General features: G+C 68.4%; 23 protein-coding genes. 14 read left to right on the top strand and 9 right to left on the bottom strand.

Going from position 1 to position 25555, the window contains the following annotated elements:
• Positions 1–10: 10 nt before the first annotated feature.
• A complete protein-coding gene (locus BEP68_RS15200; RefSeq protein ID WP_053096984.1) occupies positions 11–844 on the bottom strand; it encodes a purine-nucleoside phosphorylase in 834 nt (277 codons plus the stop codon).
• 48 nt (positions 845–892) lie between these two features.
• Here BEP68_RS15200 and BEP68_RS15195 point away from each other — a divergent pair, with 48 nt between their 5' ends.
• Positions 893–2347 carry an NAD(P)H-quinone dehydrogenase gene (locus tag BEP68_RS15195; RefSeq protein ID WP_171821928.1) on the top strand — a complete coding sequence of 485 codons (1455 nt, stop codon included), beginning with the start codon at positions 893–895 and terminating at the stop codon, positions 2345–2347.
• A gap of 72 nt (positions 2348–2419) precedes the next feature.
• On the opposite strand, the gene BEP68_RS15190 is transcribed toward BEP68_RS15195, so the two are convergent.
• Positions 2420–4186, bottom strand: coding sequence for an acetyl/propionyl/methylcrotonyl-CoA carboxylase subunit alpha (locus BEP68_RS15190; protein ID WP_056280083.1), 1767 nt, complete (start codon positions 4184–4186; stop codon positions 2420–2422).
• Positions 4187–4264: 78 nt separating this feature from the next.
• Positions 4265–4903, bottom strand: a complete 639-nt coding sequence (locus BEP68_RS15185; protein WP_053099183.1) for a Maf family protein — start codon at positions 4901–4903, stop codon at positions 4265–4267.
• A gap of 23 nt (positions 4904–4926) precedes the next feature.
• Between BEP68_RS15185 and BEP68_RS15180 the strand changes: the two genes are divergently transcribed.
• The 5 genes from BEP68_RS15180 (at position 4927) to BEP68_RS15160 (ending at position 10583) form a co-directional block, all read left to right on the top strand.
• Entirely contained in the window at positions 4927–6156 is a 1230-nt protein-coding gene (locus BEP68_RS15180; RefSeq protein WP_187250488.1) for a class I SAM-dependent RNA methyltransferase, read from the top strand.
• Positions 6157–6196: 40 nt separating this feature from the next.
• A complete protein-coding gene (locus tag BEP68_RS15175) occupies positions 6197–6859 on the top strand; it encodes a response regulator transcription factor (protein ID WP_053096978.1) in 663 nt (220 codons plus the stop codon).
• Positions 6849–8078, top strand: coding sequence for an ATP-binding protein (locus tag BEP68_RS15170; RefSeq protein ID WP_056280093.1), 1230 nt, complete (start codon positions 6849–6851; stop codon positions 8076–8078). The genes BEP68_RS15175 and BEP68_RS15170 overlap by 11 nt, the downstream gene beginning before the upstream one ends.
• Positions 8075–9085: a hypothetical protein gene (locus BEP68_RS15165; protein ID WP_053096976.1), complete on the top strand. Its 1011-nt coding sequence runs from the start codon at positions 8075–8077 to the stop codon at positions 9083–9085. The genes BEP68_RS15170 and BEP68_RS15165 overlap by 4 nt, the downstream gene beginning before the upstream one ends.
• Before the next feature lie 298 nt (positions 9086–9383).
• On the top strand, positions 9384–10583 hold the full coding sequence (locus BEP68_RS15160; RefSeq protein ID WP_187250487.1) for an ROK family transcriptional regulator: 1200 nt from the start codon (positions 9384–9386) through the stop codon (positions 10581–10583).
• Positions 10584–10781: 198 nt separating this feature from the next.
• Here BEP68_RS15160 and BEP68_RS15155 read toward each other — a convergent pair whose 3' ends face one another.
• The 4 genes from BEP68_RS15155 to BEP68_RS15140 all read right to left on the bottom strand — a co-directional run bounded on the left by BEP68_RS15155 (position 10782) and on the right by BEP68_RS15140 (position 14457).
• On the bottom strand, positions 10782–11015 hold the full coding sequence (locus BEP68_RS15155; protein WP_308418038.1) for an acyl-CoA carboxylase subunit epsilon: 234 nt from the start codon (positions 11013–11015) through the stop codon (positions 10782–10784).
• Positions 11012–12601 (bottom strand): acyl-CoA carboxylase subunit beta, encoded by a 1590-nt coding sequence (locus BEP68_RS15150; protein ID WP_372984169.1) that lies wholly within the window; start codon positions 12599–12601, stop codon positions 11012–11014. The genes BEP68_RS15155 and BEP68_RS15150 overlap by 4 nt, the downstream gene beginning before the upstream one ends.
• A 108-nt stretch (positions 12602–12709) precedes the next feature.
• A complete protein-coding gene (locus BEP68_RS15145; protein ID WP_187250486.1) occupies positions 12710–13684 on the bottom strand; it encodes a hypothetical protein in 975 nt (324 codons plus the stop codon).
• An 80-nt stretch (positions 13685–13764) separates the two neighbouring features.
• Entirely contained in the window at positions 13765–14457 is a 693-nt protein-coding gene (locus tag BEP68_RS15140; RefSeq protein WP_053096968.1) for an NTP transferase domain-containing protein, read from the bottom strand.
• Between the two features lie 251 nt (positions 14458–14708).
• Here BEP68_RS15140 and BEP68_RS18405 point away from each other — a divergent pair, with 251 nt between their 5' ends.
• Genes BEP68_RS18405 through BEP68_RS15125 form a run of 3 tightly spaced genes read left to right on the top strand, consistent with a single transcriptional unit; the run spans position 14709 to position 18290 of the window.
• A complete protein-coding gene (locus BEP68_RS18405) occupies positions 14709–16442 on the top strand; it encodes an ABC transporter ATP-binding protein (RefSeq protein WP_315985320.1) in 1734 nt (577 codons plus the stop codon).
• Positions 16418–17983: a hypothetical protein gene (locus tag BEP68_RS15130; RefSeq protein WP_053096967.1), complete on the top strand. Its 1566-nt coding sequence runs from the start codon at positions 16418–16420 to the stop codon at positions 17981–17983. Before BEP68_RS18405 ends, BEP68_RS15130 begins: the two co-directional genes overlap by 25 nt.
• Positions 17984–18023: 40 nt before the next feature.
• Positions 18024–18290, top strand: a complete 267-nt coding sequence (locus tag BEP68_RS15125) for a DUF3039 domain-containing protein (protein ID WP_053096965.1) — start codon at positions 18024–18026, stop codon at positions 18288–18290.
• A gap of 20 nt (positions 18291–18310) precedes the next feature.
• Here the strand turns inward: BEP68_RS15125 and BEP68_RS15120 are convergent, their stop codons facing one another.
• Positions 18311–19636, bottom strand: coding sequence for a nicotinate phosphoribosyltransferase (locus BEP68_RS15120; RefSeq protein WP_187250485.1), 1326 nt, complete (start codon positions 19634–19636; stop codon positions 18311–18313).
• Between the two features lie 75 nt (positions 19637–19711).
• On the opposite strand from BEP68_RS15120, the gene murI reads away from it, so the two are divergent.
• The 5 genes from murI (at position 19712) to BEP68_RS15095 (ending at position 23557) form a co-directional block, all read left to right on the top strand.
• Positions 19712–20545, top strand: a complete 834-nt coding sequence (murI, locus tag BEP68_RS15115; RefSeq protein WP_053096961.1) for a glutamate racemase — start codon at positions 19712–19714, stop codon at positions 20543–20545.
• 45 nt (positions 20546–20590) lie between these two features.
• Entirely contained in the window at positions 20591–21325 is a 735-nt protein-coding gene (rph, locus tag BEP68_RS15110; protein WP_042536503.1) for a ribonuclease PH, read from the top strand.
• Positions 21325–21918 (top strand): RdgB/HAM1 family non-canonical purine NTP pyrophosphatase, encoded by a 594-nt coding sequence (rdgB, locus tag BEP68_RS15105; RefSeq protein ID WP_187250484.1) that lies wholly within the window; start codon positions 21325–21327, stop codon positions 21916–21918. Before rph ends, rdgB begins: the two co-directional genes overlap by 1 nt.
• Positions 21919–21974: 56 nt before the next feature.
• Positions 21975–22550, top strand: a complete 576-nt coding sequence (locus tag BEP68_RS15100; RefSeq protein WP_187250483.1) for a dihydrofolate reductase family protein — start codon at positions 21975–21977, stop codon at positions 22548–22550.
• 86 nt (positions 22551–22636) lie between these two features.
• Positions 22637–23557 carry a cation diffusion facilitator family transporter gene (locus BEP68_RS15095; protein ID WP_053096956.1) on the top strand — a complete coding sequence of 307 codons (921 nt, stop codon included), beginning with the start codon at positions 22637–22639 and terminating at the stop codon, positions 23555–23557.
• A 3-nt stretch (positions 23558–23560) separates the two neighbouring features.
• On the opposite strand, the gene ligD is transcribed toward BEP68_RS15095, so the two are convergent.
• Entirely contained in the window at positions 23561–25537 is a 1977-nt protein-coding gene (ligD, locus tag BEP68_RS15090; RefSeq protein ID WP_187250482.1) for a non-homologous end-joining DNA ligase, read from the bottom strand.
• Positions 25538–25555: the final 18 nt, after the last annotated feature.

The following is a 25555-nucleotide window of genomic DNA, read 5'->3' as shown; positions in this document are numbered from 1 at the left end:
CGCTCGTCGTTCACAGCGCCTCGACCACTCGGGCCAGCAGCGCCGAGATGACCGGTTCGGCCTCTCGACCGGCCTCGATGACCTCAGCGTGGCTGAGCGGCGTCTTCTGGATGCCGGCGGCGAGGTTGGTGATGAGCGAGAACCCGAGGATCTCCATACCGGCCTCGCGAGCGGCGATCGCCTCGAGCGCTGTCGACATTCCCACGATGTGTCCGCCGATGTGCTTGGCCATCTGCACCTCGGCCGGCGTCTCGTAGTGCGGGCCGCGGAACTGCGTGTACACGCCCTCGTCGAGAGTGGGGTCGACGCTCCGGGCGATGTCGCGCAGACGTGTCGAATAGAGGTCGGTCAGGTCGATGAACGTCGCGCCCTCGAGAGGGGAGTCCGCCGTGAGGTTGATGTGGTCGCTGATCAGCACGGGCTGGCCGGGGGTCCAGGTCTCGCGCACTCCGCCGGCGCCGTTCGTCAGCACCATGATCTTGGCGCCCGTGGCCGCGGCGGTGCGCACCGAGTGCACGACACGGCGCACGCCGTGGCCCTCGTAGTAGTGGGTGCGGGCACCGATGACGAGGACGTTCTTGCCATCGGGAGTGCGGATGCTGCGCAGGGTGCCCACGTGGCCCTCGAGAGCGGGCTTCGAGAAGCCGGTGACCTCGGTGGCGGGGATGGTCGCCGTGGTCTCGCCGATGATGTCGGCGGCCTTGCCCCAGCCGCTGCCGAGGGTCAGGGCGATGTCGTGCTTCTCGACTCCGGTCAGGCGCGCGATGTCGGCGGCTGCGTCGGCTGCGACCTCGAACGGGTTCGCATTCGGGTCGTCGAGGGGGTTGCTGTGTGTTTCAGACATGGATCCACTCTAGGAAGGTGCAGGCTCCGTGGCCAGGATTGCGGAAGAATGGAGATCATGTCTTCCACCCCTTTTGAGCGCACACAGCGCGTCGCCGTCCTCGGCGGCGGTCCCGGCGGTTATGAGGCGGCCCTCGCGGCCGCTCAGCTCGGAGCCGAGGTGACCCTGGTCGAGCGTGTGGGCGTGGGAGGAGCGGCAGTGCTCACCGATGTCGTCCCCTCGAAGAGCCTGATCGCCACGGCGGATGCCGCGGTCGCGATCTCGGAGGCCTCCGACCTCGGAGTGCAGTTCTACGCCAAGGGCGAGCACGGCAAGCCGCTCAAGCCCGAGATCGCCATCAACCTCGCCGCGGTGAACAAACGTCTGATCGCGCTCGCGGGCCAGCAGTCCGAGGACATGCGCACGACGCTGCTCGAGGCCGGCGTGCGCATCCTGTCCGGCCACGGCCGTCTGGAGGGACCGACGGCGATCGTGGTCTCGACCGGGCAGAAGGGCACCGACTTCGACCGCGTCGAGGCCGACACGATCATCGTGGCGGTGGGCGCGTCGCCGCGCGAGCTGGATTCGGCCAAGCCCGACGGCAAGCGGATCCTCACTTGGACGCAGCTGTACGACATGAAGGCGCTTCCCGAGCACCTGATCGTGGTCGGCTCCGGTGTGACGGGCGCCGAGTTCGCGTCCGCCTACATGAACCTCGGCGCCAAGGTCACGCTGATCTCCAGCCGCGAGCAGGTGCTGCCGGGTGAGGACCAGGATGCCGCGCACGTTCTCGAGAAGGTCTTCAAGCGCGGCGGGATGACGGTGCTCTCCAAGGCCCGCGCCGAGAAGGTCGAGGTCACCGAGGACGGCGTGCGCGCGACGCTCTCCGACGGCCGCACGGTCGAGGGGAGCCACTGCCTCATGGCGGTCGGCTCGATCCCGAACACCGCTGGCATCGGTCTCGAAGACGCGGGAGTCGAGCTCGACGAGACCGGGCACGTGCGGGTGAACCGCGTCGCGCGCACCTCTGTGCCCAACGTCTACGCCGTCGGCGACTGCACGAACTTCTTCCCACTCGCCTCCGTCGCGTCGATGCAGGGCCGCACGGCCGTGTTCCACGCGCTGGGCGACATCGTGATCCCTCTGGAGCTGATCAAGATCACCTCCAACATCTTCACGGCGCCCGAGATCGCCACGGTCGGCTATTCCGAGAAGGACGTCGAAGACGGCGTCGCGGACGGCCTCGTCTACAAGCTGCCCCTCGCCGCGAACCCTCGGGCCAAGATGATGGGCATCAAGGACGGTTTCGTGAAGCTGATCGCACGCAAGGGGTCCGGCACCGTGATCGGCGGCGTGATCGTCGCGCCCAAGGCCTCCGAGCTGATCTACCCGATCGCGGTCGCCGTGGAGCGTCGTCTGACGGTCGACCAGGTCTCCCGCGTCTTCGCGGCTTACCCGTCGCTGTCGAGCAGCATCACCGACGCGAGCAGGGCGATGCACCTCGTCAACGCGAACATCTCGTAGATCGCCCCGGCGCGGATCAGACGAGAAAGGCGCCCCGCAGCAGCGGGGCGCCTTTCTCGTGTGCGAGGGCGGTCAGCTGATCGTGAGCAGCTGGTGTCCGGCCGAGACCGTCGCACCGGCGACGGCGCCGATGTTGCCGATCGTGCCATCCTTGTGAGCCTGCAGCGGCTGCTCCATCTTCATCGCCTCGAGGACGACGACCAGATCGCCCTTGACGACCTGCTGCCCCTCTTCGACGGCGACCTTGACGACGGTGGCCTGCATCGGCGACTTGACGGCGTCTCCCGATGCGCCGGCGCTGACCGAGGTCGCGTGGCTGCGGCGGGACGGCGGAACTGCGGCCGGTCGTCCTGCGGTGCCGGCCGCCACCGCGACGCGATCGGGAAGGCTGACCTCGAGGCGCTTGCCGCCGACCTCGACCACGACGGTGTGCCGGTTCTCGCCGGCGGAGGGCGACTCGAGCTCGCCGTCCCAGGCGGGGATGTCGTTCTCGAACTCGGTCTCGATCCAGCGGGTGAAGATGCCGAACTCGCCGTTCTCCGCGGTGAACGCGGGGTCGTTCACGACCTTGCGGTGGAACGGGAGCACGGTGGGCAGGCCCGCGACCTCGAACTCCTCGAGGGCGCGGCGCGAGCGCTCCAGGGCCTCGGCGCGGTCCTTGCCGGTGACGATGATCTTCGCGAGCAGCGAGTCGAAGGCGCCCGAGACCGAGTCGCCCGCGGTGACGCCGGAGTCGAGGCGGATGCCGGGTCCGCCGAAGGTCTTGAAGACGTGGATCGGACCCGGCTGCGGGAGGAACCCTCGACCGGGGTCCTCGCCGTTGATGCGGAACTCGATCGAGTGTCCGGTCGGCTTCGGGTCGTCGTAGTCGATCGTGCCGCCGGCGGCGATGCGGAACTGCTCGCGCACCAGGTCGATGCCGGTGACCTCCTCGGAGACGGGGTGCTCGACCTGCAGACGGGTGTTGACCTCGAGGAACGAGACGGTGCCGTCGGCGCCGATCAGGAACTCGCAGGTGCCTGCGCCCACGTAGCCGACCTCCTTGAGGATGGCCTTCGACGCGGAATAGAGCAGGTCGTTCTGCTCGTCCGTGAGGAACGGCGCGGGTGCCTCCTCGACGAGCTTCTGGTGGCGGCGCTGCAGCGAGCAGTCGCGCGTCGAGATGACGACGACGTTGCCCTCGGCATCCGCCAGGCACTGGGTCTCGACGTGCCGCGGCTTGTCGAGGTACTTCTCGACGAAGCACTCGCCGCGTCCGAAGGCGGTGACCGCCTCGCGGGTGGCGGATTCGAAGAGCTCCGCGACCTCGTCGAGCTCGCGGGCGACCTTCAGACCGCGACCTCCGCCGCCGTACGCGGCTTTGATCGCGATCGGCAGACCGAACTCCTTCGCGAAGGCGACGACCTCGTCGGCTCCGGAGACGGGCCCCGGCGTTCCGGGAGCGAGCGGTGCGCCGACCTTCTCGGCGACGTGGCGGGCGGTGACCTTGTCGCCGAGCGCCTCGATGGCGTCGGGGGAAGGCCCGATCCAGGTCATCCCCGCACCGATGACGGCGCGGGCGAATTCGGCGTTCTCGGCGAGGAAGCCGTACCCGGGGTGCACGGCGTCGGCGCCGGCGCGGCGGGCGACCGAGAGGATCTTCTCGATCTGCAGGTAGGTCTCGGCGCTCGTGGCGCCGCCGAGGGCATAGGCCTCGTCGGCGAGGCGGGTGTGCAGAGCGTCGCGGTCCTGGTCGGCGTACACGGCGACGGAGGCGATCCCCGAGTCGCGAGCGGCACGGATGATGCGGACGGCGATCTCGCCGCGGTTGGCGATGAGCACCTTGGCGATATCAGGCATGCTTGCCAGCCTAGCGAGAAGGCTCCCGTTCGCTTTGACGACTCTCCACAAGAAAGAGGCAGAAACGTCGACGAGACTCTACGACCAGAGGTCGGTCCACGTGACGCCGAGATCGGCGGCGAGGCGGCGCACGGTCGACAGCGACATCCCGACCACCGTCGACGGGTCGCCGTCGACGCGGGTGATGAAGGCGCCGCCCAGACTGTCGACCGTGAACGCACCGGCGACGAGCAGGGGCTCACCCGAGGCGACGTAGGCGGCGATCTCGGCATCCGTGACGTCATCGGCGAAGGTCACCGAAGCCTCGGCCGTGGCGGTGGCCTCGACCGGGTCGGTGCCCGGCGAGACACGGAAGACCGAGTGCCCCGAGTGCAGGATGCCGGTGGCCCCGCGCATCTCCTGCCAGCGTCTGGTCGCCTCCTCGGGCGTGTAGGGCTTGCCGTACACGCGCCCGCCGAGTTCGAACATCGAGTCTCCGCCGATCACGATGCCGTCGAACTCGCCGTCCGCAGAGAGGCGCTGCGCGACGTCCGCCGCCTTCGCCCGGGCGAGCAGGAGCACGAGGTCCGCCGGTGTCAGCTCCGCGCCCCGTTCGGCCGCGGCAGCGGCGGCGACCGCATCCTCATCCACTCCCGGCGACTGGGTCAGAGGCTCGATACCCGCCTGACGCAGCAGCATGAGGCGGGCGGGAGAGGTGGAGGCCAGGCAGACGCGCATGTTCACCACCGTATCCTCGAAGGATGACTTCCTCCCCAGTCCTGCTCGATCTGGACATCACCGGCATCGCGCACGGCGGCACGTTCATCGCCCGACACGAAGGCCGGGTCGTCTTCGTCTCCGACGCCATCCCCGGTGAGCGGGTCCGAGCGCGGCTCACCGAGGACTCCACGGGTGAGTCCAAGAGCTTCTGGCGTGCCGAGACGGTCGAGGTCCTGGACGCCTCGCCGCATCGTCGCCCCCACATCTGGGCGGAGGCCGACGTCTCCCGCGCGCCCGAGAACCGGCCGGGGGGCGCCGACCTGGGGCACATCGATCTCGCGCATCAGCGCGTGCTCAAGCGTCAGGTGCTCACCGAGGCGCTCGATCGTTTCGCCGGACCCGGTCTCGAGGCTCCCGAGATCGAGGCCGTGGACTCGACCGCCGGAACCGGCTGGCGCTCCCGGGTGACCCTGCACGTCGACGACCAGGGGCGCGTCGGTCCCTACGCCGCTCGCAGCCACCGGGTGATCCCGGTCAGCTCCCACCCGCTCGCGCGTCCGGCGGTCGCACAGGCGGCCCTCCGTCTCGCGGGCGGCGAGGCGGGCAGCGTCGACCTGGTCGAACCGGGCGACGGCCAGGTGCGGGTCATCCGACGAGATCGCCTCGACGAGCGACCGGCCAGGGGGCAGCACCGCCGCCCGGCGCCCGAAGTCGTCTACGAGCAGGTGGGCGATCGCCGGTTCCAGGTCGACGCCGGTGGATTTTGGCAGGTGCACCCGCGAGCCGCATCGGTGCTCGACGGCGCCGTCTACGGCATCCTCGACGGGCACGTCGATCCGGAGGCGACGCACTTCGACCTCTACGGAGGAGTCGGGCTCTTCGCCGCATCGCTCGCAGACCTCGGTGGCACCGACATCGTCACCGTCGAGTCCAGCAGGCGGGCGACGACTCACGCGCAGCAGAACCTCGCGCCCCTCGCCGTGAATGCCGTCACAGCACGGGTCGACCGCTATCTCGCCGGTCTCCCCTCCGACACGCGAGCAGGAGCGGTCGTACTCGATCCGCCGCGTGCCGGTGCCGGACGCGCGGTGGTCGATGCACTGAACTCTCTGGCCCCCGAGGCGATCGCCTACGTCGCCTGCGACCCTGTGGCGTTGGCGCGGGACCTCGGAACCTTCCGCGAACACGGGTGGAACGTGGGGACGCTGCGCGGCTTCGACCTGTTCCCGCACTCGCATCACTTCGAGGTCGTCGCGCTGCTCACCCGGTGATCGTGATCTGCGGGGGCTGAGTACTCAGTAGGCTGGGCGGATGAGCAGGGTCGCACTCATCGACGATCACGAATCCGTCCGCCTCGGTCTCGAGGCGGCGTGCGCTCGTGACGGAGAGCAGACCGTCGTCTTCTCCGGCAGCACCGTCGTGTCCTACCTCGAGTGGAGGTCGACGACGTCGTCGCAGCCTGCCGACGTGGTGGTGCTCGACCTCACCCTCGGAGACGGCACCACGGTGACCGAGAACGTCCGGTCGCTCGTCGCCGACGGCGCGAGCGTCGTGATCCACAGCGTCGCCGATCGACCGGCGGCCGTGCGCGAGGCCCTCGCTGCCGGTGCCGCCGGCGTCGTGAGCAAATCCTCTGCGCTGGACGACGTGCTCGACGCCATCCGCACTGTCGCGCAGGGCGAAGCCCTCAACAACGTCGAGTGGGCGAGCGCTGTCGACGGGGATCGCGACTTCGCGGACGCCCAGCTGTCGACACGCGAGCGGGAGGTGCTCCGGCTGTATGCGACCGGCCTGCCGCTGAAGGCCGTGGCCGAGCGCCTCGGCGTCGCGTACTCGACCGCCAAGGAGAACATCACCCGGATCCGGGTCAAGTACGTGGAGGTCGGGCGACCGGCCCCGACGAAGGTCGACCTTCTGCGGCGAGCGATGGAGGATGGGATCGTCGCCGCAGACGGGGCGCCGAGTGGCCGCTGACCCGCTCAGCATCCGGGAGGCATGGAGCAAGATCCCTTCGCCCGGCAGCGTGGAGACCGAGTTCGAGCGCTTCACCGGCAAACGCATGGAGCGCATCCTCGCCACGGTCGTCGCGATCGGATCGGGTGTTCTCGGCGCACAGGCACTGATCGCGGGGGTCACGACGACGGGATCGGATGCCGCGCGCATCACGATGCTCCTCGTGGTCTTCGTGCCGCTGATCGTCATGCTCGTCGCGTGCGTCATCGGACGTGGCGTCAGGACCGCGTCCGGCGCGTTCGCCATCGTGTACACACTCGCGCTCGCCGCCTGGCCGAGTCTGGTCGACCCTGTGGGCAGAGCCGCCGACCAGCCGTGGATCTTCTTCCTCGTCAACGTGGGCGTCGTGGCTGCGATGCTCGCCTTCCCTCTGTGGCTGCAGTTCGTCTGGGCGGTGTGCCTGCCGTTCGTCTACGGCTATGTCCGCCTCGTCGAAGGCGATTTCTCGCGAGACTTCTGGGTGACGACGGCGTTCGACGTGTCGTTCACCCTGATCCTCGGATGCGTCATCATCGCGTTGGGATGGATGTTCCGCTCGGTCGCCGCTGGTGTCGATGAGGCCCGGGCCCGAGCCGTCGCGTCGTACGCGGGGGCCGCGGCAGCCGCCGCAGCCGAGGAGGAGCGTGCGGCGATGTCGGCGCTCATGCACGACAGCGTCCTCGCAGCGCTGATCGCCGCGGAACGGGCCGAAGGTGATCGGGCGCAGGACCTCGCCGTGGGGATGGCCCGGGAGGCTCTCACCCGCCTGGCGAACACCGAGGCCGCGGTGGCCCAGGAGGGCAGCGACGAACCGGTGGGCGCCGCTCAGATCGTCGTCGAGCTCCGTCGTGCCCTGTCCGAGCTCGGGGCGGATGCGATCGTCGAGGAACGGGGAGGGATCGGCCTGATCCCCGGGCGCGCCGCGAGAGCACTCGTGCTCGCCGCCAGACAGGCGCTCGGCAACGCGGTCACCCATGCGGGTGGGCGCGGGCTGCACATCCTCGTCGAGGGCCGCGGTGACGAGGGGATCACGGTGACGATCACGGACACCGGCCCAGGATTCGATATCGGGGCGATCGGCGCCGACCGCCTCGGGATCAGAGCGTCGATCTTCGCACGGATGGCCGGGGTGGCGGGCACCGCCGAGATCGATTCGAGAGAGTGCGGCACCACCGTGACGCTGGGCTGGGAGCGGCCATGAATCGCACGGTGCGCAGTGTCGCGACGTCACTCGCGGTGGGCTTCGCGATGTACTTCGCCGCGAGAGGGGTGTGGTGGATCGAGCAGCCCTCCGCGCCGCTGCTGATGGTCGCGGCGATCGCGCTGTACCTCGTCGTCGTCAACGTCGCGATCCTCTGGGACTCGGCGATCTCGGTGCGGATGCCGCTCTGGGCGGCGCTGCTGACGCTGGTCTCGAGCGTCCTCATTCCGATTCTCGTGACGCTGTCACTCGATCCGCTGACACGCACGGCGCCGTTCGCCACCTGGTACATCGGTGCGCTCGGTCTGATGGGCGTGGTGTGCATCGTCCGGCGCCGCTTCGTGATCGGCTGGCTGGTGGTGCTCGTCCTCGTCGCCACATCGTCGGTGTATCTGGGTGTCTTCGTGGCGCTGTCCCTCGGCCTGGTGGGCTCGCTCGTGTGGGTCGCGATCGCTCACCTCCTGGTGATCTTCTGGGACAGAGCCGTCCGCGACACCGAGCGCCTCGCCGGCATCCAGCAGGCGGTGTCCGCCTGGCACGCGACCCAGCAGGTGCGCCAGAAGGAACGTCGTCTGCGCACGCAGTTCGCGCTGGCGGTCGCGGGGCCGGTGCTCAGTCGCACCGTCGCATCGCGTGGCGCGCTGAGCGAGGAGGAGCGTCTGCAGGCGCGTCTGGCGGAAGGTCGCCTGCGCGACGAGCTCCGGGGAGCCGATCTGCTCAACGATGCGGTGCGGGATGCGATCGAGGACGCGCGTCGCCGCGGTGCCGTCGTCACCGTCTTCGACGAGGGCGGCTTGGACGACGTCGATGAGGGACGACGCGCGATGATCCGCGACGAGCTCGCCCGGGTGCTGCGCGATGCGGATGCGGAGCGGTGGATCATCCGAGCGGCCAGGGATGCTCACACGGCCGTGACGGTGGTCGGCCGGGCCGGCGCCGGCGGGCAGAGCGACGACGATGCCGTCGACGTGTGGCACGAGATCCCGAGAGACGCTCCACGCCAGTGAGGCCCCTGTCCTCGGCTCTGGCCGGGGGAGGGGGTCAGAGTCGAGGTCAGACAGAGTGGGCGAGGGGCGGCGAATCCGCCAGCCCCTCGCCATGCGGACCAGTTACCCGAAAACCGTCCGCTGGTGGCCGGTCTGCGTCTATCTACCCTGGGACAGAGAGACCAGCCGAACGCGAAGCGTCTTACTCAGTCTCATGGTTAGTCAAGTCGTTGTCTGTAGGTATTTTGGGGGACACGGAATCGACGCCGGTGCGAGATGATGAGGCATGGGAATGCGTCGCGGAACCAATCTCCCCCGCATGGGTGACTTCAACCAGTCCGTCATCCTCGAGGCCATCCGCCGGTCCGGAGAGGGACTCAGCCGGATCGAGCTCGTCGATGCGACCGGCCTCTCGGCGCAGACGATCACGAACATCACCCGTCGCCTTCTCGACGAGGGGCTGATCACCGAAGCAGGGCGGACCATCAACGGGCCCGGCAAGCCGCGAGTCACGCTGCGCCTGGTCGCGGAGAGTCGTTTCTCGGTGGGGGTGCATCTCGACCCGTCGGTGATCACCTTCGTGCTGCTGAACATGTCCGGTGCGGTGATCGCACGACGAGTCGTGCGCACGCACGACCGCGACCCGCACCGCATCGTCGAGACGATGGCGCAGACGATCGATGGCCTCGTCGACGAGGCCGGCATCGATCGCGCACTCGTCGCCGGGGTCGGCGTCGCTGCCCCCGGTCCGCTCGACGCGGCGAAGGGCACGGTGGTGGACCCCCCGAAGCTCGACGGATGGCATCGGGTGCCGCTGCGTTCCGTTCTCGCAGAAGCGACGGGCTTCGAAGTCACGCTGGAGAAGGACACCACTGCCGCCGCAGTGGGGGAGCTGTGGACCGGCTCCGCGACAGCCGAGGACTCGTTCCTGTTCGTCTACCTCGGCACGGGGCTCGGGGCCGCCGCAGCGCGTGAGGGGGTCGTGGTCACAGGCAGCACCCACAACTTCGGCGAGATCGGCCACATCATGGTCGACCCAGACGGGCCGCCCTGCGCGTGCGGCTCGCGAGGATGCGTCGAAGTGGTATGCACCCCGCAGGCGATCGTCGAGCAGGCGGAGGCGGCCGGGGTGTTCCGCGATGAGCCGGACGACGGAGGTGCGCGCGGAGTGGAGGAGCGGTTCGCCCGTCTGTGCGAGCTCGCTTCCGCGGGCGAGATCCGCGCACTGGGCGTTCTGCGTCGCTCTGCCGAACATCTCGCAGTGCTGATCTCGGTGCTCACGAACATCCTCGATGTCGATCGTGTGGTGCTCGGCGGGCCGTTCTGCACCCCTCTGTCCGAGGTCTATCTGCGGGAGATCCCAGAGCAGCTGAACCGTCGCAGTGCGACGAGGTCGGTTCGGGCCTTGCGCGTCGACAGCGCGGTGGTGGGAGAGGATGTCGGTGCCGTGGGGGCCGCCTGCGTCGTGCTCGACGCGGTGCTCACGCCTCGAGCATCCGACCTCTACCTCGAGGATTGAACGGAGCCATCAATTCGCATACCGGTATATCGGTTGAAGCGCCCTCAGTGATTACTCCAGTCGATGTATTATCGAAGAGATGCGCCGTCTGGGGTTTACAGGTGCCAGGGGCGACGGCCCCGCATCAATCGGAGGGTCGTCTGCGTGGCCCGGTAGCTGGGGGGCTCCGGGTCTCGCAGACTCTCCGATGCGAGGGCGTCAGCGTGCGAAGCGGCCCCACGGGATGTCTCGTCGCAGTGCGCGTCGCAGCGGTCGCTGGGTGCGGGCCCACGCCGATACGCGAGGCTCCTCGGCCACGGCATCCGCCGCCTCCTGCGAGTAGGCGTCGCTCACCACGGCGATGAGAGCGGCGAGCTCCTCCTCGGTCGCAACGCCCCGGGTGATCTCCATCGTCGGGAGCTGGCGCTCGTCCGACGTCGCGGGCTCGGTCACAGCGGGATGTTCCCGTGCTTCTTGGGGGGCAGCTCGGCGCGCTTCCCGCGGAGGGCTCGGAGCGCCTTGGCGATCGAGACTCGGGTGTTCGCCGGTTCGATGATGCCGTCGATCTCGCCGCGTTCGGCGGCGAGGAACGGCGAGGTCACGCTGTAGGTGTACTCGTTCGCGAGCCGCGTGCGCACGGCGGCGACGTCCTCGCCGGCCTCTTCGGCACGCTTGATCTCGCCGCGGTAGAGGATGTTGACCGCACCCTGGCCGCCCATCACGGCGATCTCCGCCGTCGGCCAGGCGAGGTTGACATCGGCGCCCAGCTGCTTCGATCCCATCACGATGTAGGCGCCGCCGTAGGCCTTGCGCAGGATGACCGTGACCAGCGGCACGGTCGCTTCCGCGTAGGCGTAGATGAGCTTGGCGCCGCGGCGGATCACGCCGGTCCACTCCTGATCGGTACCGGGGAGATACCCGGGCACGTCGACGAGCGTGACGATAGGGATCGAGAACGCGTCGCAGAACCGCACGAATCGGCTGGCCTTCTCACCCGCCTCGATGTTGAGCGTTCCGGCCATCTGGGACGGCTGGTTGGCGATGATCCCGACCGAGCGCCCTTCGACCCGGCCGAAGCCGATCACGATGTTCGGCGCGAAAAGCGGCTGGACCTCGATGAAGTCTCCCGCGTCGACGACGTGCTCGATGACCGTGTGGATGTCGTACGGCTGATTGGGGGAGTCGGGGATGATCGTGTTCAGAGAGCGATCGGCATCCGTGGTCTCCCACTCGAAGCCGCTCTCGTACGCGGGGATCTCCGCCATGTTGTTGTCGGGGAGGAAGCCGAGGAGCGTGCGGGCGTAGTCGATCGCGTCGTCCTCGTCCTCGGCGAGGTAGTGCGCGACACCCGAGCGAGTGTTGTGCGTGAGGGCTCCTCCGAGCTCCTCCATGCCGACGTCCTCGCCGGTGACCGTCTTGATGACGTCCGGACCGGTCACGAACATCTGGCTGGTCTTGTCGACCATGATCACGAAGTCCGTCAGAGCGGGGCCGTAGACGGCTCCACCGGCGGCCGGGCCCATGATGATCGAGATCTGCGGGATGACCCCCGACGACCGAGTGTTCAGGCGGAAGATCTCGCCGTACTTGCTGAGGGCGAGCACGCCCTCCTGGATCCGGGCTCCGCCGGAGTCGAGGATGCCGATGATCGGCATACCGCCCGACAGCGCGAACTCCATGATCTTGATGATCTTGTCGCCGGAGACCTCGCCGAGAGATCCGCCGAACGTGGTGAAGTCCTGCGAGTACACCGCGACCGTGCGGCCGTGGATCGTGCCCACACCCGTCACGACGGAATCGCCGTAGGGCCGGTTGCGATCCATGCCGAACGCGGTGGTGCGATGGCGCACGTACTCGTCGAACTCGACGAAGCTTCCGGGGTCGACGAGCAGTTCGATGCGCTCGCGGGCGGTCATCTTGCCCTTGGCGTGCTGCTTCTCCTGCGCGACCTTCTCGGCGTCGACAACGGCTTCGTTGTAGCGAGCGCGGAGGTCTGCGATTCTGCCGGCGGTGGTCGAGAGTTCGGGCTTGTCCGTCACGGATTCCACCCTATCGTCGCGGTGGCCCCGTCCGTTGGATGCTCGCTACAACGGGTCGTCAGATCCTTTGGCGGCTCTCGTGAACCCCGCGTGTCCCGAGGGCGGCCGTCACTCGCGGTGTTCGGCACCGAGCGTGCCCGGCAGGTCGTGGGTGCCGGCCTGCTCGATCTCGCCGACGTCCTTGTTGCGGCCACGTCCGACCGACGCGATCTTGCGTCCCGCCCAGCCGACGCCGCGGACCGCCGATCCGGCCGCTCCGGCCACGGCGCCCCCGACGAACTGGGCACCGTGCAGCATTCGCAGCTCCATCTTCTCTGCGCCGGCGACGGGCTCCAGCTCGAGCGGCATGTCCAGAGGTGCCGCTCCGAATGCGTGGTGCGACGTCGTCAGCACGCGGCGTCCGAGAATGTGGTTGCCCGCGCCTCCGACGGCAGCGCCGACGCCGAACGGCAGTGCCTTCCCGATGAACGAGGCACCGCCCTTCGCCGCGAACTGCTTCACGAACATGCTCTTCAGTCGATCCACGAGGGGGCCGACGGCAGCGCGCGGCAACGACTTCGTCACCATCTCGCCCCAGTACGACGACCTCGAGCCGCCGCGGCCGGTGGCCTCGCCTGCCAGCTGTCCGACGAGGGCCACGCCCTCCTTGCCGAGCATGAGGGTCATCACCAGCGCGCGGGCCCGGTCGGGGTTCGACACCGCGATGCCATGGACCTCTGCGACGGACTGCGCGAAGAGCGCCGTCGATTCGACGAAGCCCACCGTCTCGACTCCGGAGAGGGCGAGCGTGATGCCGGTGCCGATCCCCGGCACGACGGCGGTCGCTCCGACCGCCGCGCCGCCCGTGGTCACCGCCGCGAGATAGCGCCGCTCGAGGATGCGGATGATCTGCTCGGGCGAAGCGTGCGGGTTGCGCAGGCGGATGCTGCGGATGTGCGCCAGCACGAGCGGGCGCTGGATTGCGAGAACGCGGTCCAGCCCGCGGACCATCAGCGGATGCTCGGCCGAGCCGACGGGCGGCCCCCCCCTGTCCCACGCGGCGTCGTCGGGGAGGGAGTGGATCTTGTGCACCTTGGGGGCCATGGATCGATCCTAGGAAGCCAGGCCGCGAAAAAGCCGAAAGCCCGGCTCCCTTGACGGGGCCGGGCTTTCGTGGAAGGCGATCAGACGAACAGGTTCGCCCGCTCGAGGTCCTCGGCGAAGTCGACCTCGACCGCGTAGAGATCGGAGACGTCCATCGGCTCGAGGAGCAGGCCGTCTTCGGCGATCGCGAGCTCGAGGCCGCGCTCGAAGTAGTCCTGGTCTTCGACGCGCTGCAACTGGCGCATGAACGCCTTCTTGTCTGCGGAGGAGATGTAGTTGATGCCCACAGCCTCACCGAGACCGCCCTTGACGGTCTTCGACAGCTCGTTGATGAAGCCCTCGGCCGTGACCGTGTACTTCACCTCCTCGTCGCTGACTTTGGAGGTGTTCACCGTGACGAAGGACTGGTCGCGCTCGATGTAGGCCGCAGCGCGGCCCAGGATCATCGGGTCGAACACCACGTCGCCGTTCATCCAGAGCACGCCCGACTTGCCGGTGGCGCCGAGAGCGCGCAACAGGCTCTTCGACGTGTTGGTCTCGTCGTAGCGCTCGTTGTGCACGTAATTGACGTTCGGGAACGCCTCGATGATGGTCTCTGCGCGGTACCCGACGACGGCGGTGATGCGGGCGTCCGATCCGAAGGCGGCGCGGATGTTGTCGTGCTGCTGGCGCATGATCGTGCGGCCGTCGCTCAACTCCGTGAGCGGCTTCGGCAGCGCGCGGCCGAGGCGTGAGCCCATGCCTGCTGCGAGGATGACGGTCTGAAGAGTCACGAGTGCTCCTAAATGAAGTATGTGTTCATGGTCGGTTCACCGACCGGACACTTCGTCGTGCCGAGAGCCATGCTAGCGATCCCGCCTGAGAACCCGCGGGGGTTGACATCGCTGTGGCCAATTCGTGATCCAGTACACACCCAACACTCAGATTCGTCCAGATCCGGAGTGAAATGTCCAACGGGCTCACCAGGTCGGCGAAATGTTGCGGTGACCCGAAGAAATCCTGCCCCCGTTGATACCGTAGGACGGTGACTGCTTCTTCCCCCGACGATCCCGCTGCTCAGGCGGTCGACGCCACGCCCGCCGCCCCGAAGAAGACTTCCGCTCGCACGACGCCTGCCAAGAAGACGGGTGGAGCGCGCGTTCCCTCCAAAGCTGCGGCGGACAAGGCCGCGGTCACCGTCGAGGTGGTCGCTGAACCGGCGCTGAAGATCGACCGGACCACCGAGAGCGGCGCTCCGCGATCGGCGGCATCGAAGAAGACCACCGCCGCTCGCACGACTGCCGCCAAGAACGCGACCCGCGACACGACCGCCCGCGCGGCTGGGGCGAAGACGTCATCGGCGCGATCCGCTGCTGCCAAGACCACCGCTGCGAGGACCACCGCCGCGAAGACGGCTGCGGCGAAGACCGCTGCTGCGAAGACCTCAGCCGCGCAGGGATCCACTCCGGCAGCCAGGGCGGCCGCGGCGAAGACGGTCGCCGCCAAGGCTGCGGTGGAGAAGAGCGCGTCGGCGAAGTCCGCAGCACGCACTTCCGCGGCGAAGACCACGGCGGCCAAGGCCGCGGCCGCGAAGTCCGCTGCGGCGAAGACAGCTGCCGCGAAGGCTGCTGCGGCCAAGGCCAAGGCCGAGGCCGAGGCAGAGGCGGACGCTCAGGTCGAGAGCGAAGCGGCGATCGAGATCGAGATGCCGGCTCCTGCCCACGTTCAGGGAGACGAGCCTGAGGCTGCAGCCGAGGGGGCGAAGACAGATCTGCCCGCTCCGGCGGAGGAGACCCCTATGAACGACGCCGCACCGGTTGTCGACGCCACGCCGGTCGACAACGCCACGCCGGTCGACGACGCCACGCCGGTCGACGACGCGACGGCGGACGTCGCCGACGCCACCGAGTCTGCAGAAACGGCATCCGCCGACGAGAGCACGACATCCGAGGTCTCCGAGCCGGTGTCCGATGCGGACGCGACCGAGGAGGCTGTCACCGGAGTCGAGGCGGCCTCCGGTGCGGAGGCCATCCGCATTCGGGGCCTCGTCAAGAACTTCGGGGATCACACCGCGGTCAACGGCATCGACCTGACGGTGCCTGCAGGTTCGTTCTACGGCATCGTCGGTCCCAACGGCGCCGGCAAGACGACGACCCTGTCGATCGTCGCCGGGCTGCTGCGCGCCGATGCAGGCGACATCGTGATCTGCGGCATCGATCAGTCGGCGAAGCCTCTTGCCGCGAAACGCATGATGGGTGTGCTGCCCGACCGGCTCCGCACGTTCGATCGACTCACCGGGCGGCAGCTGCTCTACTACTACGGGCTCCTGCGGGGGCTCGCCTCGGCGGTCATCGAGAAGCGCGTCGCCGATCTCGCGCGCGCATTCGATCTCGGAGAGGCGCTCAATCGCGTCGTCTCCGACTATTCGGCCGGTATGACCAAGAAGATCATGCTCGCGGGAGCCATGATCCACTCGCCGAGGGTCCTGGTGCTCGATGAGCCGTTCGAGGCCGTCGATCCGGTGTCCTCCGCGGTCATCCTCGACATTCTGCGCGCCTATGTCGCGCACGGCGGAACGGTGGTGCTCTCGAGCCACGGGATGGATCTCGTCGAGCGGGTCTGCTCGCGCGTCGCGATCATCGTCGGGGGAGAAGTGCTCGCCGAGGGCACCATCGACGAGGTCCGCGCAGGCCAGACGCTCGAAGCGCGGTTCGTCGAGCTGTCCGGTGGCATCGGCGAGGTGGAGGGGCTCGAGTGGCTGCACACGTTCTCCGACTGAGAGCCGCGCTCCTGATCGGATCGCTCCGCGGCGAACGTCGGGTACGGACGCTCATCATGCTCGCCGTCGTGGCGATTCTCACGGGTGTGGTCTGCGCGGCGATCCTCAGCCTCGACGACGCACCCGTCGCTGTCGCGCGCACGGTCATCGTCCTCGGTAGCGCGGCACTGCTCCTGGGATTCCTGGTGGGTCCCATCCTCGTGGGTGCCGTGGATCAGCTGGATCCCCGCAGATTCGCCGTGTTCGGGGTCGACGAGCGGCAGATGCCATGGATCCTCGCGCTCGCCTCACTGGTCAGCGTTCCCAGCCTGGCTCTCATCGCTGTGAACATCAGCGTGTGCATCGTGGCGATCAGGCTCGGAGCGCCGTGGTTCATCGCGGTGCTGATGAGCGTCGTCTGCCTGTTCTCGACGGTGCTTGCGGCGCGTATCGGCATGGCGGTGAACGCGCTGCTGCTGCCGGAGCGTCGATCGCGCGAGCTCACCGCCCTCTTCGCGCTGGCCGTGATCGTGATCGCATTCCCCGTGGCCGTGTTCCTCGCCTCGCTCAAGTGGGACGGGCAGGTCCCCGCCGCAGTGGGGGCACTGACGGCGACGATCGGGTTCACCCCTTTCGCCGCATCGTCGAGGTTCCTGTTCTCGTTCGCGACGGATGACGATGCCGGCAACTGGATCAGCGGGATCGTGGCCCTCCTCACCGCGGTGGTGCTCTGGGCGGTGTGGTCGTGGCTGGTTCGCAGACTGCTCACCACGACCGAGCGTCCTGTGGCCTCTCGCGAGCGCTCCGGTCTCGGCTGGTTCGGACTGCTTCCGTCGAACGCCTTCGGTGCGATCGCGTCTCGCAGCCTCGTCTACTGGCTGCGTGACCGCCGCTACATCATGAATCTCATCGTGGTCCCGATCGCCGGCGTGCTGTCCGTCCTGCCACTCCTCGTCGCGGGCGTGCCGCTCGAGATCGCCGCTCTCGTGCCCGTTCCGGTGATGGCCCTGTTCTTCGGCTGGCTGCCGCACAACGATGTCGCCTACGACTCCACCGCACTGTGGACGCACGTGGCGAGCGGCGTGCGCGGCATCCCCGATCGTCTGGGCCGACTCGTCCCGGTGATGCTCGTGGCCGTTCCCGTGCTCGCGATCGCTGTGCCTCTCACGATGCTCTGGATCGATGACTGGCGTCTCCTTCTGCCCCTCACCGGCCTCGGGGCCAGCCTGCTGCTGTCGGCGCTCGGCTTCTCGAGCATCGTCTCTGTCATCGCGCCGTACGCCGTGTCGCGTCCCGGAGACAGCCCGTTCCAGCAGCCTCAGCGGCCGACGTCGCGTGGCGCGTACGGTCCTGCTGCGGCGTTCCTCGGAGCGATCCTCGTGAGCGTGCCGACCATCTGGCTGCTCGTGCTCACGATGCTCGAGGGATCGCAGTTCGCCCCCGCGACGTTCTGGGCCGGACTCGCGACAGGGGTGGCGCTCTTCGCGATCGGTGTCGGCGTCGGCGGGCGGATCTTCGAGCATGAGGGCGAGCGACTGATGGAGTTCGTCGAGACCGCGTGACGACCGCCCAACCGGGTGCGTCCGAGGCTAGACTCTCGGCATGAGTACTCCGCTGGACAGCCCCGATCAGGGCGGCGTGGCAACGCTTGATCGCGAACTGGAAGAACTCCTCCGCGAGGAGAATGTCGAGCCGGGCGACCACGAGCGCTTCTCCCATTACGTCAAGAAGGACAAGATCCTCGAATCGGCGATCACCGGTAAGCCGGTGCGTGCGCTGTGCGGCAAGAAGTGGACGCCGGGCCGTGATCCGGAGAAGTTCCCGATCTGCCCCACGTGCAAGGAGATCTACGAATCGATGGTCGGCTGAACTGAACCGCCTCGGCCGCGTCAGCTCGCGTCGACGTAGACGGTGGGGATCGCCGGGTCGGACTTGCTCAGGGCGAGCGCTCTGACCGGAAGCTCCTCCCGCACCCGCAGATGGTGCGCTCGGGCGGAGGCCGTTCCCTCGGGTCCTTCGAACGAGTCGTCGATCTCGCCGTTCTCGACGAAGGTCGTCTGCAGCGCCCGCCCGTCCGAATGCTCGGCCGGGGTGTCGAGTTCCTCGAATCCGTCGGAGACGACGACGGTCTCTGCCTCCGCCACCCCGTCGACGAGGGTGCGGAACGCTGCTTTGCGCCCGCCGTGAGATGCCTTGTCGGTCGACGCCTTCGCGACGCCGATCCATGCGCCGTCCGAGTCCTGTCGCGCCACGAGCTTGTAGACCATGCTCGCGGTGGGGTATCCGGATCCCGTGACCACCGACGTGCCCACGCCGTAAGCGTCGACGGGCGACGCGGCCAGCGCGGCGATCGCATACTCGTCGAGATCGCTCGTGACCGTGATGCGTGTTCCGGTCGCACCGAGCTCGTCGAGCTGCGCCCGCACTTCGGCGGCGACGATCGGCAGGTCACCCGAGTCGATCCGCACGCCGCCGAGTCCCGTACCTGCGACGCGGATGGCCGTCTCGACCCCGGCGCGGATGTCGTAGGTGTCGACGAGCAGGGTGGTGCCGGTTCCCAGAGAGTCGATCTGCGAGCGGAACGCCTCCTCTTCGGTCTCGTGCAGCAGGGTCCAGGAGTGCGCGGCCGTGCCCATGGTGGGGATACCCCAGCGTCGTCCGGCCTCGAGGTTGCTCGTGGCCCGGAAACCGGCGATGTAGGCCGCGCGCGCGGCTGCGACGGCGGACTGCTCTGCGGCACGTCGAGAGCCCATCTCGGCCAGCGGACGCTCGCCCGCCGCGATGCTCATACGGGAGGCGGCGGTGGCGACGGCGGAGTCGTGGTTGAGCACGCTGAGAGCCAGGGTCTCGAGCACGACAGCGTCGGCGAAGCTGCCCTCGACCGTGAGGATGGGGGAGCCGGGGAAGTACAGCTCGCCCTCGCGGTAGCCACGGATGGAGCCGGTGAAGCGGTAGTTCTCGAGGTAGGTCAGGGACTCGGCATCCACCACCTGGTTTTCACGCAGGAATCGCAGTTCGTCATCCTCGAAGCGGAACTGTCGCAGCAGCGTGAGGAGCCGACCGGTACCGGCGACGACTCCGAAACGTCGTCCTCCCGACAACCTGCGTGAGAACAGTTCGAACACGCTCGGCCGTGATGCGGTGCCGTCGCGCAGTGCGGCGGCGAGCATGGTCAGTTCGTAACGATCGGTCAGAAGCGCCGTGGACGTCGTCATCCGCTCAGCTTAGTGAGGGGAGCCGTCCGGGTCGCTGAGCGTGACGCGCGCCGCACGCGGGTAGGCTGGGTAGTCATGAACGACGCCCCGATCGGAATCTTCGACTCCGGTGTCGGCGGACTCACGGTGGCCCGGGCCATCCGAGCCCAGCTGCCCCGGGAATCGTTCGTCTACATCGGCGACACGGCTCACTCGCCCTATGGCCCCAAGCCGATCGCGGACGTGCGGCGCTACAGCCTCGAAGTGCTCGATTCCCTGGTCGACCAGGGCGTCAAGATGCTCGTGATCGCCTGCAACACGGCATCGGCGGCCATGCTGCGCGACGCCAGAGAGCGCTACGACATTCCGGTCGTCGAGGTGATCGGCCCGGCAGTGCGACGAGCCGTGTCGACGACTCGCAACGGCCGCGTCGGGGTCATCGGCACCGTGGGGACGATCGGCTCCCGCGCCTACCAGGACATGCTCGAGGTGAACGAACGGCTCGAGGTCTTCACCGCGGCGTGCCCGCGCTTCGTCGAGTTCGTCGAGGGGGGCATCACCGGCACGCCTGAAGTGCTCGCCACCGCCGAGGAGTACCTCGCGCCGCTCCGCGAGGCGGATGTCGACACACTCGTTCTCGGCTGCACCCACTACCCCTTCCTGCGTGGCGCGATCAGCTACGTGATGGGGGAGGGGGTGACGCTCGTCTCGAGTGATGACGAGACCGCCGGGGATGTCTATCGCCAGCTCGTGCGAGGCGATCTTCTCGCGTCTCCCGACGCCACGGCCACGTACGTCTACGAGGCGACGGGGGACTCGACGACCGAGTTCACCGCCCTCGCCAACCGCCTGATGGGCCGGGAGGTGCGCGACGTGCAGCTCGTGCAGACCGGTGTCATCACGCTTCCGGAGCCTGTCCCCGGACAGTAGCCCGACCGCAGCATCCGCTTCATCCGCCTCCACCGAAGGAATCCCATGACCAGCATCGTCCGCGCCGACGGCCGCTCCACCGACCAGCTCCGCGAGATCACGATCGAGCGCGGGTGGAGCAGCCACGCCGAGGGCTCGGCTCTGATCAGCTTCGGCGGAACCAAGGTGCTGTGCACGGCATCATTCACGAATGGCGTTCCTCGCTGGCTGACCGGCAAGGGCAAGGGGTGGGTGACGGCGGAGTACTCGATGCTGCCCCGTGCGACCAACAGCCGCAACGACCGGGAGAGCGTCAAGGGGCGCATCGGCGGGCGCACGCACGAGATCTCGCGGCTGATCGGCCGTGCTCTGCGCGCAGTGGTCGACACCAAGGCGCTGGGTGAGAACACGATCGTGATCGACTGCGACGTGCTGCAGGCCGACGGAGGCACCCGCACCGCCGCGATCACCGGAGCGTACGTCGCCCTCGCAGATGCGATCGAGTGGGGACGCGAGAAGAAGTTCATCGGCAAGAACGCGACGCCGTTGCTCGACTCCGTGGCTGCGATCTCGGTCGGGATCATCGACGGCGAGCCCATGCTGGATCTGGCATATGTCGAGGACGTCCGCGCCGAGACCGACATGAACATCGTGGTCACGGGCCGCGGGCTCTTCGTCGAGGTGCAGGGCACGGCTGAAGGAGCGCCGTTCGACAAGCGCGAGCTCGACGCCCTGCTCGACCTGGGCGTCGCGGGCTGCGCCGACCTGAAGGATCACCAGCTGAAGGCGCTCGCGGGCTGATGAAGGTCGTCCTCGCCACGCACAATCCGCACAAGGTCGCGGAGTTCCAACAGATCGTGGCATCCGCTCGCCCTGATCTCGAGATCATCGCGTATGACGGACCGGAGCCCGTCGAGGACGGCGTCACGTTCGCGGAGAACGCGCTGATCAAGGCTCGCGCCGCGTCGGCGCACACGGGACTCGCGGCGCTCGCCGACGACTCCGGCATCTGCGTCGACGTGCTGGGCGGGTCGCCCGGTGTCTTCTCGGCCTATTGGGCGGGGCAGAAGAAGGATGCCGCGGCGAACCTCGAGCTGCTGCTCGACCAGCTGCGCGACGTCGCGGATCCTCACCGCGCTGCTCACTTCAACTCGACGATCGCGCTCGTGACTCCGGACGGAGCCGAGCACGTGGTCGTCGGGAACTGGCCGGGACGTCTCGCGCGCGAAGCATCCGGAGGCGGCGGATTCGGTTACGACCCCATCTTCGTCCCGGACGGACAGCCCGAGGGGGCGGAGCGCACGGTCGGCGATCTCACTGCCGGCGAGAAGCAGGCGCAGTCGCACCGTGCGCGCGCGTTCGCGGAACTGCTGCCGTTGCTCGCCGCTCTCTGAGTCGGCGGCATTCACTACGGTTGACGTACTTCATGCGTAGTGGTTACTCTGACGACATGCGAGAACTCACCTACTACGTCGGCGTCACGCTCGACGGATTCATCGCCGGCCCGGACGACGAGGTCGATTTCTTCCCCGTGACCGCTGCGTTCGCCGACGCTCTCGGCACGGAACTCCCCGACATCCAGCCTGCGCATGTGCGCGCGGCGCGGGGCGGCGCAAGCGCAGCGGTCACCCGCTTCGACACCGTCGTGATGGGGCGTCGGACCTACGAACCCGCACTGCAGGTCGGCATCACAGACCCGTACTCGCAGTTGCGGACCGTCGTGTTCAGTCGCTCGCTGGACGATCCGGGCGAAGCCAACGTCGAGATCGTGCGCACCGATCCTGTCGCGCGGGTCCGCGCGCTCAAGGCGGAACCCGGCCTCGGCATCTACCTCGCGGGTGGGGCCGGGCTCGCCGGGGTGCTCCTCGACGAGATCGATCGCCTCATCGTCAAGAAGTACCCGACGATCGCGGGGTCCGGCATCCCGATGGCGAGCCACCCCTTCGCCCCGACCCAGTTCCGTCTCGACGAGGTGCGCTCGTTCGACAACGGGTGCGTCGTGCTCGAGTACTCTCGCCAGCGCTGACGGCCCCGCGGTTACTGAGAATCATCACCATTCCCGACTGGGCTGAGACCCGCCGGCGGGTGTGCGAGCCGGTCTAGCCTGGAGACATGCACGATCATGCGCCCGCCGCGGGCGGCATCCGCTCCGCGAACCATCGCCGTCTTCTGGCGATCTCGCTGACACTGACCGCGACGATCATGGTCGTGCAGATCGTGGGTGCACTGCTGACCGGTTCTCTCGCGCTGCTGGCGGATGCGGCTCACATGTTCACAGACGCCTCGGCTCTGGTGATCGCGCTCATTGCGGCGGCCGTCGCCGCCCGACCTGCCGACGACCGCCGCACGTTCGGATACCAGCGCGCCGAGGTGTTCGGGGCGCTCATCAACGCGATCATCCTGATCCTCCTCGCCGGGTGGGTGGGGGTGGAGGCCATCGGTCGTCTGATCAACCCGGGGGAGACCGAGGTGGTCGGCGGGCTGATGCTCATCGTCGCCGTCGTGGGTCTTGTCGCGAACGCCATCTCGATGTGGCTGCTGAGCCGCGCGCAGCGCACCAGCATGAACGTCCGCGGCGCCTACCTCGAGGTGATGGGCGACCTGATCGGGTCGGCGATGGTGATCATCGCAGCGATCGTGATCGTCACGACCGGATGGATGCCCGCCGACGCGCTCGCGTCGATCATGATCGCCGTGCTCATCATCCCGCGAGCCATCGCGCTGCTCCGCGAGGTGTTCTCGGTGCTCTCCGAATCAGCGCCCCAGGGCACTGCGGTCAGCGAGATCCGACAGCACCTCCTCGACTACGACGGAGTCGTCGGCGTGCATGACGTGCACGTCTGGCAGCTCACTCGCGGTGCTCCGGTGTTCAGTGCGCACGTCAGCGTCGACCCGGCTCTCCTCGCCGATGGACGTTCGGCGAAGCTGCTGAGCGACCTCCAGTCGTGTCTGTCGCACCACTTCGACGTCGCTCACTCGACCTTCCAGATCGAGCCCGCGGAGCAGTCCGACTGCCAACCGCACCACGCCTGACGGTCAGGACTCGACGATCACCTCGTCGGGAGTCTTATCCGGCCGGAGGCCCCGCCAACGGGAGTGACGCAGAACGCCGTCCGGGGTCCAGTTCGCGAACTCGACCTCGCCGACGAGCTCAGGTCGGACCCAGAGCGCATCCGACGCATCGAGCGCGGGCACGTCCTCGAGGGGCGCGGAGTCGGTGCGCAGGGGAGCGAGCCGGCTCAGCAGGTCGCGCAGCATCCGGTCGGTGAATCCCGTGCCGACGCGACCGACATAGCGCAGCCGTCCGGACTCGGGGACCGCGAGCAGCAGGGAGCCGAACGTGCCCTCCCGGTCGCCCTTGCCGGGGCGGATACCGACGATCACGACCTCCTGTATGCGGGTGTGCTTGATCTTCAGCCAGGCCGGTGAGCGCTGGCCCGGACGGTACCGCGAGGACGGATCCTTGACGACGACGCCCTCGAGGCCGAACTCGTCGCTCGCCGCGAGAGCGGCGTCGAGATCGTCGAACACGGGCGGGACCTGCACCGGCGCATCGAGGTCGGCGACGACCTCCTCGAGGAGGGTCCGTCGCTCCGACAGCGCCATGGTGCTGAGGTCGTGACCGTTCAGGCGCAGCAGATCGAAAGCCATGTAGACGATGGGCGTGCGCACGACCTCGCGTTCGATCTCGCGGGGCCGGGTCAGGTGCATGCGGTTCTGCAGCATCGAGAAGCTCGGCCTGCCCTGCGCATCGAAGGCGACGATCTCGCCATCGATGATCGCATCGGACACGGGCAGGAACGGCGCGCCGTCGGCAGTCAGCTCGGGGTAGCGGGCCGTGATGTCGGTGCCGCTGCGGGCATGCAGCAGCATCCGTCCGTCCGCCCAGGTGCCGATGGCCCTGATGCCGTCCCACTTCACCTCCACCCACGACGGCGAGCTCAGAGTGCGGGCGATCGCCGGCGTGCCGTTCTCGGCCAGCATGGGGGAGACGGAGGGGGGAGACGACGAGGGCAGTGGTGCCGCACCGGTCGTCCGCGGGCGGTGGCGGCTCGCATGCGAGTTCGCACCGTGTGCGTCGACGCGGGGGCCCGGCGCAGAGGTGGTGTCCGGGGGGCCCTCCTGGGCGGCGAGAAGCGGAGCGATGGGGTCCTGCCTGGAACCCGCACGCTCGAGCACCGTCGCGAAGTCGAGCTGCGCGAGGTCGGGGTCGTCGAGTTCGTCCCAGGTGCGCGGAGCCGCCACCCAGGGGTGCGCGCGACCACGCATCGAGTACGGCGAGATCGTCGTCTTCTTGCCGTTGTTCTGGCTCCAGTCGAGAAAGACCTTGCCGCCGCGCGCGGCCTTGGCCATCGTGCTCGTGGCGAGATCCGGATGCTCGGTCTCGATCAGACGGGCAATCTCCTTCACGACCGCGGATATCTCTGCGCTCGTCTGCTGCCCGGGGAGGGCGGCGTAGAGGTGGATCCCTTTGCTTCCGCTGGTCACGGGCACCGGATCGAGTCCGATGTCGCTGAGCAGGCTGCGTGCGATCCGTGCGACCTCGGCGCACTGGGCGAGCCCGACCCCCGGGCCCGGGTCGAGATCCAGGACGAGCCGATCCGGCTTTCCCGGCATGCCGTCGGAGGCGAAGCGCCACTGCGGCACGTGCAGCTCGATCGCGGCGACCTGCGCGAGCCAGACCAGCGTGGGAACGTCCTGGACGAGGGGATACTCCTTGGGACCGTCCGAGTGCCGGATCGGCTGTCGGGGGATCCATTCCGGAGCTCCCGGCTCGAGCTGCTTCGTGAAGAACGCGTCGGCGGGAGCATCCGCGGTCCCCACCCCTTCCACCCAGCGCTTGCGGGTCACGGGGCGGCCCGCGAGCAGAGGGAGGAGGTGCGGCGCGATCGCCGTGTAGTAGGCGATGATCTCGCCCTTCGTGGTGCCGGTCTCGGGGTAGACGACCTTGTCGAGGTTCGTGATGCGCAGCCGGCGGCCATCGATCTGCACGTTCTGCGCCTCTGCGACCATGACGCCAGCGTAGTCAAG

The organism is Microbacterium sp. 4-7, from assembly GCF_014332665.1.
Lineage (GTDB): Bacteria > Actinomycetota > Actinomycetes > Actinomycetales > Microbacteriaceae > Microbacterium.
The sequence above is the reverse complement of the archived record's forward strand: the minus strand, read 5'-3'. Positions and strand labels throughout refer to the sequence as shown.